Here is a 14196-nt window from a genome sequence, read left to right on the forward strand (position 1 = left end):
CGAGGCTGCCCGGCCGGTCTGGCACCGGCCGGGCAGTCCCGGAAGATTCGGGCGGCTATCTAGGGCTGATCGCGCGGTCCCTGGCCGAGGTGACGATGCTCCACGGCAGCCCGGGCAGCGGACGCCGGTCCGGGCCCGGGTCCAGGAGCAGGGAGCCGGCGGGTAACCGCGGCGAGTTGGTCGCCACCACCCGCCCCTCCCCGTTCACCAGCGTGATCTGGGCGGGGCCGGCGGCCAGCACGCCGAGCAGCAGCGCCTCGAACCTGGCCGCCCGCACGTCCGCCCCCACCACGCCGAGGAACCGGCCGTCGACCTCGGCGGGCGTGGTGAAGGTCAGCATGTACGTGTCGGTGCCGCCGTAGTCGACGTACGGGCCGACGATGTGGCGGTGCCGGGTGCGTTCGGGCACGGCGAACCACTCGGCGGCGGTGTAGTCGTAGAAGTCGAGGCTCTCCGGGTCGAGGTCCACGTCGAGGAAGGTCGGATCCTGCTCGGAGGGCGCCTGCCACCACTCCAGCCAGCGTCTGCGGTCGGCCAGCACGCCGGGCGCGACGATGACGCCGGCTCCCGCCACCACGTCGCGCTTCCCGCTCAGGCAGGCGAAGATCTCCGGCCGCACCGCGACGAGATCGGCGCAGGTGAACGAGCTGGAGGCGTGATAGCAGGTCTCGACGCTCGCCAGGATGTGATCCAGCGAGCGGAAGATGTCGGAGACGATCGTATGGACCCGGGCCGCCACCTGATCGACGTGCCGATCGCTCATCGTTTCCTCCTTACCCGGATGCGACGAGCCGCCAATGGAACTCCATCAGACGCTCTATCCCCTTGTCGATGTGTTCCTCGGTGAGTGACCTGGCGCGTGCCGGATCGCGTGCCTCGATGGCCTCGATCACCTGGGTGTGGCTGCGCACCACGTCCTTCGGGTCGACGGCCTCTCCGTACGGGAGCCAGAGCAGCTCGCCCACCTCGGACTGGATGTCGATCTCGGCGCGCGTCAGGCGTACGGACTGGGCGGCGGCGGCGACCTCGATGTGGAAGCGGCCGTCGGCGCGGCGGCGCTCGCCCACGGAGCCGGCGGCGTCGAGCCGGCCGAGGATCTGGCGCAGCCGCGTGATGTTGTCGGCGGAGGCCCGCAGGGCGGCCAGCCGGGCGGCGGTGCCGGCGATGGCGCAGCGGTAGTCGCCGATCTCGCGCAGCTCCGACGTGCTGAGCTCGCGCAGGCGGCGGCGGAGCCGGGCGGTGGACGGGTCGGCGGGCGCGAGCACGAACGTGCCGCCGCCGCGGCCCCTGCGGGTCTCGACGAGCCCGCGCTCGCGCAGGGCGGCCAGGGCCGCGCGCAGCGTCACGGTGGAGACGTTGAGCGCGTTGGCCAGCTCCAGCTCGGCGGGCAGCTGGTCGCCGTCGGCGATCAGGCCGAGCGCGATCGCCTCGGCCAGCCGCCGCACCACGACCTCCACCCGTCCTGAACCGTCGTCGACCGGGGCGAAGACCGCGGCCTTGGGGAGCTGACTCACAGGCCCCAGCATATTGCCTTTTGAAATATGAACTCATAGTTTTAAGCGCAACGCCCGCCTTAGGGAGGCCCCATGCCGGATCCCGAGAAGGAGTTCGCCGAGGAGTGGCGGAACGCCGCTTACAACTGTTTCTCCTCAGGCCACAAGTTCTGCCGCGAGGTCTGCCCCGTCATGCAGGTCACGCGGAACGAGTCCTGGAGCCCCACCGCCTTCCACGCCAACGTCGTGGCGATGGAGAAGGGCGAACTGGAGGTCGCGGACGTCGCGGCCGACTACGTCAACTGCACCGGATGCGGCGCGTGCGAGCTGCGCTGCCCCAACTCGCTGTTCACCGGAGACTTCTACCGCTTCCGCACCCGCACGGTCGACCTGGTCAAGGCCGTGCGCGGGCTGGCCGTCGAGCAGGGCGTGCACCAGCCGGGCTGGCAGCGCTGGAACCTGCTCACCGACGAGCGCCGGCACGAGCCGGTGCTCAACGGCACCCCGGTCGACCAGGCGCGGGTCCGCGACTGGGCCGACGGGCTCGACCTGCCGATCGGCGGCGAGACCATCCTGTTCGTCGACTGCGAGGCGGCCTTCCACCGCACCTCCGTGCCACGCTCGGTGGCGCGGATCCTGAACCTCGCCGGCTACAAGTTCGGGCTGATGAACGAGCAGTGGTGCTGCGGCGGCCCGGCGGCCGAGATGGGGTACGAGGAGCAGGCGCGCCGGTTCGCCCGGCACAACCTGGACGACTGGCGGGCGGCCGGGGTGCGCCGGGTGCTGGTGCTCGACCCGCACGACTACATCACGTTCACCGAGGACTATCCGAAGTACTTCGGCGAGTCGTACGACATCGAGATCGTCCTGGTCGTGGAGCTGCTGGCGGAGCTCATCCGAGAGGGCAGGCTGACCCCGCACGTGCCGGTCGAGCGCACGGTGACCTACCACGACCCGTGCCGGCTCAACAAGCGCAAGGGCGTCTGGCGGGAGCCGCGCGAGATCCTCCGGGCGATCCCGGGGCTGACCTTCGAGGACGTGGACCGGGTGACGCAGTGGTCCTACTGCTCGGGCGCGGGCGGCGGGCTGCCCGTGGAGAAGCCGGAGCTGACCGCGAAGATCAGCGAGCACCGGATCGGGAAGGCCGCGGAGCTGGGCGTCGACACGCTGGTCAGCGCCTGCCCGTGGTCGGAGCGGCCGCTGACGCAGGCCGGCCGGGCCCAGTCGATCGACGTCGTGGACCTGCACGAGCTGCTGGCCGAGTCGCTGGGGGTGGCGCCATGACCGTGCTGCTCGGCGATCCCGTGCTGGAGGAGCTCAGGGGCATACTCGGGGCCGAACACGTGCTGACCGGCAAGGCCGACCGGCTCAACCGCGCCCGGGTGCCGGCGCCGTTCCCGGTGCACCGCTGGGCGGAGCGGATGCCCGACCTGGTGGTGCTGCCGGGCTCCACCGAGGAGGTCGCGGAGGTGCTCAGGCTGGCCGACAGCCTGCGGATCCCGGTGGTGCCGCGGGACGGCGGCACCGGTCTGACCGACGGCGCGGTGCCGCTGCGCGGCGGCATCGTGGTGGACGTCAAACGGATCAACCGGATCAAGGAGATCGACCTCGACAACCGCACCTGCACGGTCGGCACCGGCATCAACGCGCTCAAGCTGAACGAGGTCCTCGCCCGGCACGGCCTGATCTATCCGGACGACCCGGCGTCCTACCCGTGCTCGCTGGTCGGCGGCCGGATCGGCACCAGCGGCTGGTCGCTGATCGGCTCCCGCTACGGCCACACCCGTGACCTGGTGCTCAGCTTCGATCACGTGCTGCCCTCCGGCAAGGTCATCCACGTGGGCGACGGCATCGGGCGGAAGATCACCAAGAGCTCCAGCGGCTACCAGCTCAAGCACCTGTTCATGGGCCACCAGGGCACGCTCGGCATCGCCACCGAGGCGACGCTGAAGCTGTTCCCGAAGCCGGAGGCGGAGTTCTCGCCGTTCTGGGCGTTCGAGGACTACGACAGCGCCTACCGCGCGGTCGGTGCGCTGGCGCGGGCCGGGGTGGCCACCTTCGCCGGGGCGGTGCTCTTCGACGAGTGGAAGGTCGCCTACCTGCGGCGCGACGACGAGGCCTACATCCCGCAGCCGTCGTCGGTGAAGGCGCTGGTGTGCGCGGCGCTGTACGGCTACGAGGACGAGGTGCGGGCCGGCGGCCGGCGGCTGCTCCGCATCGCCCGCGATCTCGGCGCCCACTACCTGGGGGACGAGATCTCCGAGGGCGACTGGGCGGCCCGGCACGACCGGTACGCCACGCCGCTGCACGGCCGCACCCGCTCCGGCCAGGTCGTGCCGATGAGCTGGCACTGCGAGGACGCCTCGATCAACTACACCAACCTGCCCGCCGTCCGGCTGGCCTGGCACGAGATCGCCGACCGGCTGCGGCGTGAGAGCGACGTGTTCGACGACTGGGGCATGTTCGCCTACACCAACGGCTCGACCGGCGCCGACTACCTCACCGAGATCGACATCGGCATCTGGGAGCAGCGCCTCGACGACGCCGCCTGGGCGGCGTGGGTGCGGGCCAAGCGCGACCTCGCCGCCGTGGCGCTGGCGCACGGCGGCTCGATCAGCGCCTGTCACGGCTCCTGCCGCGAGGGCGAGGTGGACCTGGTGCCCGAGGAGCTCGGCGGTGGGTACGACGTGATGCTCGCCGTCAAGCGGGCCATCGACCCGAACAACATCATGAACCCCGGCAAGTACCTGCTCGACCAGGCGTACGCGGAGTAGTCATGAAATATCGCTATAAGGAGGAAATGTCGCCTCCGCCGCCCCAACGGGTGACCGATGTCGCGATCACCCGGTTCGAGCACGTCTACGAGGTCGAGCCCGGCCTCATGACCGACCACGTGACCCAGCAGACCTTCCCCAACTGGGACACGCTGCGCCTGGTCCGGTCCCGGGCCGACCACCTGGCCTGGATGCACCGGCACTTCGCGGACAAGGTGATCTCTGGCGAGGAGCTCCTCCATGACCTCGACGAATGACGCGCCGCGCCGCCGGGACGCGCCGCCGGACGACGCCCGGCTGGCCGACCTCGGCTACACCTCCGAGTTCCGCAGGGACATGAGCCTGTGGGCCAACTTCTCCCTCGGGTTCACGTACCTGTCTCCCGTGGTCGGGATCTACACGCTGTTCGCCTCGTCGCTGGCCATCGGCGGCCCGCCGATGATCTGGAGCCTGGTCATCGTCGGCGCCGGGCAGTTCCTCGTGGCGCTCGTCTTCGGCGAGATCGTCTCCCAGTATCCGCTGACCGGCGGTATCTACCCCTGGGCCAGACGGCTGTGGGGGCGGCGGTGGGCCTGGATGACGGGCTGGGTGTATCTGGTCGCGCTGCTGGTGACGATCGCGAGCGTGGCGTACGGGGCCGGGCCGTACCTGTCGGCCTTCCTCGGCATCGAGGTCTCCACCTGGAACACGATCCTGTGCGCGCTGGTCATCCTGGGCGTGGCGCTGGCCGTCAACATGGGCGGGACCAGGGCGCTGGCGGTGGTGGCGATCATCGGGTTCGTGGCCGAGCTGGTCGGTGCGCTGGCCGTGGGCGGGTGGCTGCTGCTGACCGAGCGGCATCATGGGCTCGGGGTGCTGTTCGACACGTTCGGCGCCGGGTCCGAGTCCGGATATTTCGTGGCATTCCTGGCTGCGGGGCTGATCGGGATCTTCCAGTACTACGGCTTCGAGGCGTGCGGTGACGTGGCCGAGGAGGTGCCCGACCCGACCCGGCGCATCCCCAAGGCCATGCGCATGACCATCTACGTGGGCGGCGCCGCCGCGACGTTCGTCTGCCTGGCGCTGCTCCTCGCGGTGCCCGACTTCGGTGCCGTCATCACCGGTGCCGACGCCGACCCGGTGATGAACGTGCTGACCGCCGCCTTCGGCCCCGTCGGGGTCAAGGTCGTGCTCGGCGTGGTGCTGCTGTCGTTCCTGTCGTGCGCGCTCAGCCTCCAGGCGGCGGCGAGCCGGCTGCTCTACTCCTACGCCCGCGACGACATGATCGTGTTCAGCCGGGCGTTCCGTAAGTTCTCCGCCGCCCGGCACATCCCGCCGAACGCGCTCCTGGTCGCGGCCCTGGTGCCCGCCGTGATCGTGCTCGGCTCGATCGTGTCGGAGGACGCCCTCATCAAGATCGTCTCGTTCGCGGTGCTCGGCATCTACCTGGGCTTCCAGATGGTGGTGCTGGCGGCGCTGCGGGCCCGGGTGCGCGGCTGGCGACCGGCCGGGCCGTTCACCCTCGGCCGCGCCGGGCTCGCCGTCAACGTGGCCGCGCTCGCGTACGGGGTGCTCGCCATCCTCAACATGACCTGGCCGAGGACGCCCGACGCCCCCTGGTACGACAACTACCTGGTGGCGCTGTCCGGGCTCGTGGTGATCGCCGCCGGGCTGGTCTACCTGCTGGTCGTCAGGCCGTACGACAAGGGCGACGCCCCGGCGGGCGACGCCATCCCCCAGGAGGTCGCACGATGAAGTTCAGTTACGTGATGCTGCCCGACTACCCGCTCCAGGAGTCGCTGGCGTCCATCCGCCTGGCCGACGAGCTCGGCTTCCACGCCTGTTACGCGGCCGACGAGACCTGGCACAAGGACCTGTGGCTGCTGTTCGCCGCCGCGGCCCAGCAGACCTCCCGGATCCGCTTCGGGCCCAGCGTGTCGTCGGTCGTGCTGCGCGAGCCGACGCTGATCGCCCAGGCCGCGGCCACGCTCGACGAGCTCAGCGACGGGCGCGCCGAGGTGGTGCTGTCCAGCGGCAACTTCGGCCTGCTCGCCCAGTACACCATCGACTGGACGGTCACCAAGCCGCTGTCGCGGGTCAAGGAGGCGGCGCACGTGGTGCGCACGCTGCTGGACGACGGCGCGATCACCTACGACGGCGAGTTCTTCAAGTACAGCGGCCTGTTCACCTTCGCCAGGCCGGTGCAGGACCGGGTGCCGGTCAAGCTCGGCGCGATGCGCGGGCCGCGCTCCTTCGTGGCGGCCGGCGAGCACTCCGACGGCGTGCACCACGCGCTCAGCTACACCCGTGAGGCCTACGACTACCTCGTGCGGCACTTCACGGCCGGCGCCGAGAAGGCGGGCAAGGACGCCTCGTCGATGGACATCGGCGCCTGGGTCGTCTTCGCCACCGGCCCGGACTCGGCCGTGGCGAAGGAGGCCGCCCGCAGCATGGTCGGCCTCTACGCCTCGTCCATGCCCGCCGAGCAGCTCGAACGCAACGGCGTCGACCCGAACGCGATGAAGCCGATCGTCGACGCCCTCGGCGCCGGCGACCTGGCCAGGGCCGTCGAGCTGACCACGCCCGAGCTGGGGGAGCGGCTGTCCATCGCGGGCACCCCCGAAGAGTGCGTGGCCAAGATCAAGCAGGAGATCGAGCCCGCCGGCGTCAACCACATGATCCTGGCCATCACCGACGCCACGCTCGTCAAGCAGTTCATGGGCAGGGAACTGCCGGACGTGGCCGACGTCGACACCCAGCTGCGGCTGATCCACGACCGGATCATGCCGGCGTTCTCCTGACGGGCGAGGGGTGCGGCGGCCCGCGCCGTGCCCCTTCCCGGGGGTCAGCCGGTGGCGCGCAGCATCGGCACCAGGAACTGCCGGGCCACGGTGGCGAGCTGCTCGTCGTCGTCGAGGTCGACGATGTGGCTCGGGGTGGACAGGAATGAGGCGGAGACCCGGACCATGAGCTCGGCCACCAGGTCGGTGTCGAGGTCGCCGGGGACGTGGCCGGCCCGCTGCTCGCGGCGGAGCTGGCCCGCGACGAACTGCCGCACGGTGGCGAGGGTCCGGCCGCCGTCGCTGATCATGGAAGGCACCAGCAGCTCGGGCTCGGCGGCGATCAGGCCGCCGATCAGGGGGTTGCTCCTGATGGCGCGCATCGAGCTGACGAAGCCCAGGACCACCCGGTCGGCGGCGGTGCCGGCCTGCTCGATGTCGACCAGGAACTGGTCGAAGTAGCGCCGGAACTCCCGGCGCACGACGTGCTCCACCAGCGCGTCCTTGGTGGCGAAGCGCCGATAGACGGTGACGCGGGAGACCTTGGCCCGGCGGGCCACGTCTTCCATCGTGGAGCGCCGGATGCCCATGCGGCAGAACTGCTCGTACGCGGCGTCGAGGATGCGCGCGCGGGTCGTGTCGGTGTCGTCGACCTGCTCGACGGCGTCGGTGTAGGCGCGCTCCAGCAGCGACTCGGAGTCGGACGGCGTCATGAGCACGGACAGCGCGGATTCCACGATCACCTCCCGTACATGATTCTGCCTCGTTTCCGCACAGCGGTTGACACGGCTTGTGATGGGCCTCACATTGTGCTCAGATGATGATACACGGACTCGCCCCGTGTTTCATCGTATCAGGGTGCCCCTCGGCGAGGAGGAGGAACGCATGGCCGAATTCAGCAGGCGCCACGTGCTCAAGGCCGGTGGGGCGCTCGGCGCCCTAGGTGCGATCAGCATGGCGTCCCCCGCGAACGCGACACCGTGGACCTGGTCGCCCGCGGGCTCGGTGGCCGGCTCCGGCGCGGGCGTCGACCCCCGGTACGTGTGGGACCCCGAGGCCGACCAGCTGGTCGCCTCTCTCATCACCCGGGGCGACGTGCCCCGCGTCAACGAGCTCTTACGGACCTGGACCAAGAACGGCCAGCCGCTGCCGTCCGGACTGCCGACGGACCTGCGCGACTTCATGGAGCGGGCCCGCCAGATGCCGTCCTGGGCCAACACCGGCAAGCTGGCCACCGCGGTCGAGTTCAACAAGAAGCGCGGGCTCTACCTCGGCGTGCTGTACGGCCTGGCCAGCGGCATGATGAGCACGGTCATCCCCAAGGAGGCGCGCGCGGTCTACTACTCCCAGGGTGGTGCGGACATGAAGGACCGCATCTCCAAGACCGCCAAGCTCGGGTACGACATCGGGTCGACCAACGCCTACCGGCCCGAGGGCGAGATGATCGTGACCTGCGTCAAGACCCGGCTCGTGCACGCGGCGGTGCGGCACCTGCTGCCGCAGTCGCCGTACTGGCCGGGGGTCGCCGACGAGGACATCCCGATCAGCCAGCGCGACATGATGGTCACCTGGCACAGCCTGCCCACGACCGTCATGCAGAAGATGAACTCCTGGCGGGTGCCGATCCCGGCCGCCGAGGCCGACGCCTTCCTGCACTCGTGGCAGGTGGGCGCGCACCTGCTCGGCATCCAGGACGAGTACATCCCCGCCTCGTGGGCCGAGGCCGACGCCCAGGCCGCGCAGGTCCTGACCCCGGTGCTGGCCCCCACGCCCGAGGGCCTCAAGCTCGCCGACATCCTGCTCAACCTGGGCGCCGAGGTCGACGCCGGCATCCTCAGCAAGCCCATTCTCGGCGCGTTCACCCGCTTCCTGCTCGGCGACGAGATCGCCGGGTGGCTCAAGATCCGCAGGGAGCCGGTCTGGGACACGCTGCTCAAGACGGCCTGGCGGCCGTTCATCGCGGTCCGCGAGGGGCTGCTGCCCTTCCCGCTGGCGCCGGAGGCCTACTGGCTCTTCGACGAGTTCCTGCGCAAGGCGGCGCTGCTCTTCCTGTCCGAGGCCCGGCCGATCAGCATCGAGATCCCGGTCACCAACCGGCCTTCCTGATCACCGGCGGGCCCTTTTCGCCAAGGCTTTCACGGTGGATGGGGCCCTTGTGGAGATACAAATTTACGTGTTATGTATCAGCGTATCAACGAGCAGGAAGGAGTTCCCGGCATGGCAGAGCTGAGCAGGCGCAAAGTGCTGATCTCGGGCGGAGCACTGGGAGCACTCGGCGCGCTGGGGGTGACCGCCCCGGCGGAGGCCCGCAGCCAGGCGGCCTGGACCTGGTCGCCGCGGAACTCGGTGGCGGGCTCCGGCACGGGTGAGGACCCCAGGTGGGTGTGGGACGAGGAGGCCGACGCACTGGTCGCCTCACTGATCGACCGCGGCGACGTGCCCGAGGTCAACCGCCTGCTGTGGGACTGGAACCGCAACGACCAGCCCTTACCCGATGGCCTGCCGGCTGACCTGCGCGACTTCATGGAGCGGGCCCGTCAGATGCCGTCCTGGGCCGACCGGGCCAAGCTGGAGACCGCGGCCAAGTTCAACCTGTCCAGAGGGCTCTATCTCAACCTGCTCAACGGCGTGGGCGGCGGCATGCTGAGCACCGCCATCCCCAAGGAGGCCCGGGCGGTCTACTACTCCAAGGGCGGCGCGGACATGGAAGACCGCGTGGCCAAGACGAGCATCCTGGGGTTCGCCGTCGGATCGCTGAACGCCTACCGGCCGGACGGCTCGTGCGTGGTCGAGGCCGTGAAGACCCGGCTGGTGCACGCGGCGGTGCGGCACCTGTTGAAGCAGGTGCCGCACTGGCCCTACGGCATCCCGATCAGCCAGGAGGACATGCTCGTCACCTGGCACACGCTGCCGACCTTCGCCATGCGCAAGATGCTGGAATGGAAGGTCCCGATCAACGCCGCCGACTCCGCCGCGTACCTGCACGTGTGGCAGGTGACTGCGCACATGCTCGGCATCAGGGACGAGTACATCCCGGCCACCTGGGAGGCCGCCAACGCGCAGTCGGACCTGGTCCTGCCGCGCAACATGGGGCCGACGCCCGAGGGCGTGGCGCTGACCGACATCCTGCTCGACCAGCTCGCCGAGCAGACCAGCCCGGCCAGCGTGAGCCGCCCCCTGTGCAACGCGCTCGCCCGCTATCTGGTCGGCGACCAGGTGGCCGACTGGGACGGGATCCGGCGCGAGCCGGTGTGGGACCCGCTGATCCGCTCCGCCTGGCCGAAGCTGGTCAAGTTCCGTGAAGGGCTCATCCCGCTGCCGCTGGTGCCCCAGGTCGCCTGGGTCATCGACGAGGCCATCCGGCAGTACATCCTGTGGTTCCTCACCAAGGGCAAGGAAACCAAGATCGAAATTCCGACCACCAACCGCCCGAGCTGACCCGTGATGACCGGATCCCACGACGACGGCAGGCCGGACACGGCCATCGGGCGGCGGCGGTTCCTCGGGTACGTGCTGGCGGCCCCCACCCTGGTGGCCGCCGCCGAGCTCGTCCCGGCGCCGGCCGCCGCCGCCCCGCTGTCCGCCTCGGCCGCGTCGAACACGGCGGCCACGTCGGCCCTGCCCGAGCTGCTCGACCTCAACGACCTGATGACGGTGGCGGCGCTGCCGACCGCCAACCTGATCACGGTCGAGGTGCGGCAGGACGGCACGGTGGCGTTCGCGCTGCCCCGGGCCGAGGTCGGCCAGGGCATCACCACGTCGACGGCGATGCTGATCGCCGAGGAGCTGGCCGTACCGCTGGACCGGGTGCGCGTCACGCTGGCCGACGCCCGGCCCGAGCTGGTGTTCAACCAGCTCACCGGCGGCTCGAACACCACCATCGCCACCTACACCCCGATCCGGGTCGCCGCCGCCGTCGCCAGGGAGCGCCTGCTGGCGGCGGCGTCGGCCGAGCTCGGCGTGGCCGCGGCCGTCCTGACGATCGAGGACGGGGTGGTCAAGGACCGCTCCGGCCGCAGCGTCGGCATCGGCGCGCTCGCGACGAAGGCCGCGAGCACGCGGACCGAGCGGGTGTCCGTCGAGCTGACGCCGCGGGCGGCCCTGCGCGTCATCGGCAGACCGCACAACCGCGTCGACGCCCTGGACGCGGTGACCGGGCGCAAGAAGTTCACCATGGACCTCGACGTGCCGAACGCCAAGCCGGCGATGGTGTGCCGCCCGCCGACCATCAACGGCACGGTCCGTTCGGTGGCCAACCTGGCGGCGGTCCGCGCCATGCCGGGCGTCACCGACGTCGTCACGATCTCCACCGGGGTAGCGGTCCGCGCCGAGACCTTCGGCCAGTGCATCGACGCCGTACGCGCGCTGCAGGTCACCTGGAACCCCGGCACCGCGGAAGGGAAGTCCGACGCGAGCGTGCTGCGGGCCCTGGAGTCGGCCGAGCTGCCGATGGGGCTCCGGCCGCCCACTCCGGTGGTCGAGGGCAAGTTCACCTTCTATTTCCGCAGCAACAGCGCGCTCGAACCCAACTGCGCGATCGCCGACGTGCGGTCCGACCGGGCCGAGATCTGGTCGTCGCTGAAGTCGCCGATCGTCGCCCAGCAGGCCATCGCCGCCAAGCTCGGGCTGCCGGTCGGCAAGGTGACCGTGCACGTCACCGAGGGCGGCGGCTCCTTCGGGCGCAAGCTGTTCTTCGACGCGGCGCTCGAAGCGGCCGAGCTGTCGAAGAAGATCGGCAAGCCGGTCAAGCTCATGTGGCACCGCGCCGACGACTCCCGGCAGGGCCGCACGCACCCGATGGCCACCTCGCGGGTCCGCGTCTCCTACCTGGGCGACACCGTGCTCAGCTACAAGCAGCGGCACACGAGCGTCTCCACGGACCTCGGCCACGGGCTCGGCGAGATCATCACCGCCCTGGCCGCCCGGCTCCCGGTGGGCGACATGACCTTCGCCCAGGTGTTCTTCCATTTCAGCCAGTCGATGTCCTACCGGTTCGGGGTGACCAGCCAGCTGCTCAACGAGACCGACAAGAGCTTCAACACCGGCAGCATGCGCAACGTCTACTCGCCCGACGTCACCTGCGCCCGCGAGCTCATCGTCGACCAGGTCGCCGGCAGGATGGGCAAGGACCCCTACCGGTTCCGGCACGACCACCTGCAGGACGCCCGCTCCCGGGCGGTGCTCGCCAGGGTGGCCGAGGCCGGCGGCTGGGGCCGGTCGATGGCCGCCGGCACCGCCCAGGGCATCGCCTTCCACGCCGAGTACAAGTCCGTCAGCGCCGCGCTGGTGGAGATCGACTGCCGGCCCGGCACCGTCAACCGCCCCATCCGCGACGGCGTGACCGGCCCGCGCGTCACCAAGGTCGTCTTCGCCGTGGACGTCGGCCTGGCCGTCAACCCGCGCGGCCTGGAGGCCCAGATGATGGGCGGCGTCATGGACGGCATCGCGCTGGCCCTGACCTCCAGCCTGCACCTGCGCGACGGCCACTTCCTGGAGGCGAGCTGGGACAACTACTTCTACACCCGCCAGTGGAACACCCCGCCCGAGCTGCGGATCATCGTCATGCCGAGCACGTCCGAAGAGCCCGGGGGCGCGGGCGAGCTCGCGGTCGCCGCCTCGATGGCGGCGGTCGCCTGCGCGTACGGCAGAGCGACAGGGACGATGCCGACCAGCTTCCCGATCAACCACGGGACGCTCTCCTTCACCCCCAAGCCCACCGTCCCCCCGATCCCGCCGTCGCCCACCGACGGCCGGGACCACGCCCGCTGAAGCCCCTTCCCGGAGCAAGGAGTCCCGAGTGCCCGAGCACACCTTCCGCGTCAACGGCGAGCAGGTCACCGTCAGCGTCCCGGGCGACGTGCGCCTGCTGTGGGTGCTGCGCGACATCCTCGGCATCACCGGGCCGAAGTACGGGTGCGGCATCAACGTCTGCAAGGCCTGCACGAGCCATCTCAACGGCAAGGCGGTCAACCCCTGCGCGATCCCGGTGTCGGACCTGGAGCCGGCCGACGAGGTCACGACCATCGAGGGACTGGCGGCCACCTCGGGGTCGGACCTGCACCCGATGCAGCGGGCCTGGCTGGAGCACGACGTCGCGCAGTGCGGTTACTGCCAGCCCGGCCAGATCATGGCCGCGGTCGCGCTGGTGCGCCGCGTCGCGGCCGAGGGCCGCGCGATCACGGAGGCCGATCTCGACGGCATCCGCAACATCTGCCGGTGCGGCACCTACTCGCGCATCCGCGAGGCGATCAAGGCGGGCGCCGAGGACATGTGAGGGCGCGTCCCTCCGTCCGCGGCGGCTCCTTGTCCTGAACGTGCCCCCGTGCCCCCCGTCCGGGCGCGGGGGCACGGGGGTGCCTCGCGCAATTTCCCCTAAAAACTAGTAGGGAATATTGACTTTGCGATCACCCCGGCTTAACGTCGAGGCTATGAGGCAGGGTCTCCTCCTGACTAGGCGCTCCCACGTGGATTTCTGCCACGTCGCCAGCGCGCAATGTCGTTGATCACGAATCCGTAGCCGTCACCTCCGTGCTCACGGCGCGGCCGAAGCCGCCCGCGCCCTCGTCGACGACTTCTCTTCCGCCGCGTCCCCGGGCTCCTGCCGGGGCGCCGCGCGAGCATGCCTTTCTCCTGTGAGGAACTCTCGTGACCGTTTCACCCGTGACCGCCGACCATGCCGTGGAATCCGGCCGGTTCAGGCGGGCGCTGGCCGTGCACGCCAGCGGCGTCGTGGTCATCACCGCCCAGAGCGACGGCGTCCCCGTCGGTCTCACCGCCACGTCCTTCTCGTCCGTCAGCCTCGAACCGCCCCTGGTCTCCTTCTACGTGGACCGTTCCTCCACCACCTGGCCCCGCCTCGGCGCCGCCGACCACTTCGCGGTCAACATCCTGGCCAGCGACCAGGCCGAGGTGGCGGCCCGGTTCGCCCGCAAGAGCATCGACCGCTTCGCCGAGCCCACCCGCTGGCGACCCGGCCCGCTGGGCGCGCCCCTGCTGCAGGACGTCTCCGCCCACCTGATCTGCCTCCCCTACGAACGGGCCGAGGTCGGGGACCACGTGCTGGTCGTCGGCCTGGTGGCCGAGGCCGACGTGCACCAGCCCGGCCGCCCGCTCCTCTACCACCAGGGCCGCTTCGGCCGCTTCCTGGCCCACCCCGACGCCTGAACCGGA

13 protein-coding genes are annotated in these 14196 nt (G+C 70.6%); 10 read left to right on the forward strand and 3 right to left on the reverse strand.

The window, feature by feature from the left end:
* Positions 1 to 55: 55 nt before the first annotated feature.
* Positions 56 to 763 carry a hypothetical protein gene (locus ACGFI7_RS13905; protein WP_393403576.1) on the reverse strand — a complete coding sequence of 236 codons (708 nt, stop codon included), beginning with the start codon at positions 761 to 763 and terminating at the stop codon, positions 56 to 58.
* A gap of 10 nt (positions 764 to 773) precedes the next feature.
* Positions 774 to 1514, reverse strand: a complete 741-nt coding sequence (locus ACGFI7_RS13910) for a FadR/GntR family transcriptional regulator (RefSeq protein WP_393403578.1) — start codon at positions 1512 to 1514, stop codon at positions 774 to 776.
* Between the two features lie 72 nt (positions 1515 to 1586).
* Between ACGFI7_RS13910 and ACGFI7_RS13915 the strand changes: the two genes are divergently transcribed.
* The 5 genes from ACGFI7_RS13915 to ACGFI7_RS13935 are packed head-to-tail and all read left to right on the forward strand — an operon-like array spanning position 1587 to position 7047.
* Positions 1587 to 2777, forward strand: a complete 1191-nt coding sequence (locus ACGFI7_RS13915) for a (Fe-S)-binding protein (protein ID WP_393403581.1) — start codon at positions 1587 to 1589, stop codon at positions 2775 to 2777.
* On the forward strand, positions 2774 to 4267 hold the full coding sequence (locus tag ACGFI7_RS13920) for an FAD-binding oxidoreductase (RefSeq protein WP_393403584.1): 1494 nt from the start codon (positions 2774 to 2776) through the stop codon (positions 4265 to 4267). Before ACGFI7_RS13915 ends, ACGFI7_RS13920 begins: the two co-directional genes overlap by 4 nt.
* A gap of 2 nt (positions 4268 to 4269) precedes the next feature.
* Positions 4270 to 4524: a hypothetical protein gene (locus ACGFI7_RS13925; protein WP_393403585.1), complete on the forward strand. Its 255-nt coding sequence runs from the start codon at positions 4270 to 4272 to the stop codon at positions 4522 to 4524.
* On the forward strand, positions 4508 to 6001 hold the full coding sequence (locus ACGFI7_RS13930; RefSeq protein WP_393403587.1) for an APC family permease: 1494 nt from the start codon (positions 4508 to 4510) through the stop codon (positions 5999 to 6001). Before ACGFI7_RS13925 ends, ACGFI7_RS13930 begins: the two co-directional genes overlap by 17 nt.
* Positions 5998 to 7047: an LLM class flavin-dependent oxidoreductase gene (locus tag ACGFI7_RS13935; protein ID WP_393403589.1), complete on the forward strand. Its 1050-nt coding sequence runs from the start codon at positions 5998 to 6000 to the stop codon at positions 7045 to 7047. The genes ACGFI7_RS13930 and ACGFI7_RS13935 overlap by 4 nt, the downstream gene beginning before the upstream one ends.
* A gap of 44 nt (positions 7048 to 7091) precedes the next feature.
* Here the strand turns inward: ACGFI7_RS13935 and ACGFI7_RS13940 are convergent, their stop codons facing one another.
* Complete coding sequence (locus ACGFI7_RS13940; protein ID WP_393403592.1) at positions 7092 to 7763, reverse strand: TetR/AcrR family transcriptional regulator; 672 nt, start codon at positions 7761 to 7763, stop codon at positions 7092 to 7094.
* Positions 7764 to 7911: 148 nt separating this feature from the next.
* On the opposite strand from ACGFI7_RS13940, the gene ACGFI7_RS13945 reads away from it, so the two are divergent.
* The 5 genes from ACGFI7_RS13945 (at position 7912) to ACGFI7_RS13965 (ending at position 14190) form a co-directional block, all read left to right on the forward strand.
* Positions 7912 to 9132, forward strand: coding sequence for an oxygenase MpaB family protein (locus ACGFI7_RS13945; RefSeq protein WP_393403595.1), 1221 nt, complete (start codon positions 7912 to 7914; stop codon positions 9130 to 9132).
* A gap of 111 nt (positions 9133 to 9243) precedes the next feature.
* Positions 9244 to 10464 (forward strand): oxygenase MpaB family protein, encoded by a 1221-nt coding sequence (locus ACGFI7_RS13950; protein WP_393403598.1) that lies wholly within the window; start codon positions 9244 to 9246, stop codon positions 10462 to 10464.
* Between the two features lie 6 nt (positions 10465 to 10470).
* Positions 10471 to 12795 carry a molybdopterin cofactor-binding domain-containing protein gene (locus ACGFI7_RS13955; protein WP_393403600.1) on the forward strand — a complete coding sequence of 775 codons (2325 nt, stop codon included), beginning with the start codon at positions 10471 to 10473 and terminating at the stop codon, positions 12793 to 12795.
* Between the two features lie 28 nt (positions 12796 to 12823).
* On the forward strand, positions 12824 to 13300 hold the full coding sequence (locus ACGFI7_RS13960; protein ID WP_393403602.1) for a (2Fe-2S)-binding protein: 477 nt from the start codon (positions 12824 to 12826) through the stop codon (positions 13298 to 13300).
* Positions 13301 to 13671: 371 nt separating this feature from the next.
* Complete coding sequence (locus ACGFI7_RS13965) at positions 13672 to 14190, forward strand: flavin reductase family protein (RefSeq protein WP_393403604.1); 519 nt, start codon at positions 13672 to 13674, stop codon at positions 14188 to 14190.
* The last annotated feature ends 6 nt before the right edge of the window (positions 14191 to 14196 follow it).

The sequence above is a fragment of the Nonomuraea sp. NPDC048826 genome (genome assembly GCF_043198225.1).
In the GTDB taxonomy this organism is placed as follows: Bacteria; Actinomycetota; Actinomycetes; order Streptosporangiales; family Streptosporangiaceae; genus Nonomuraea.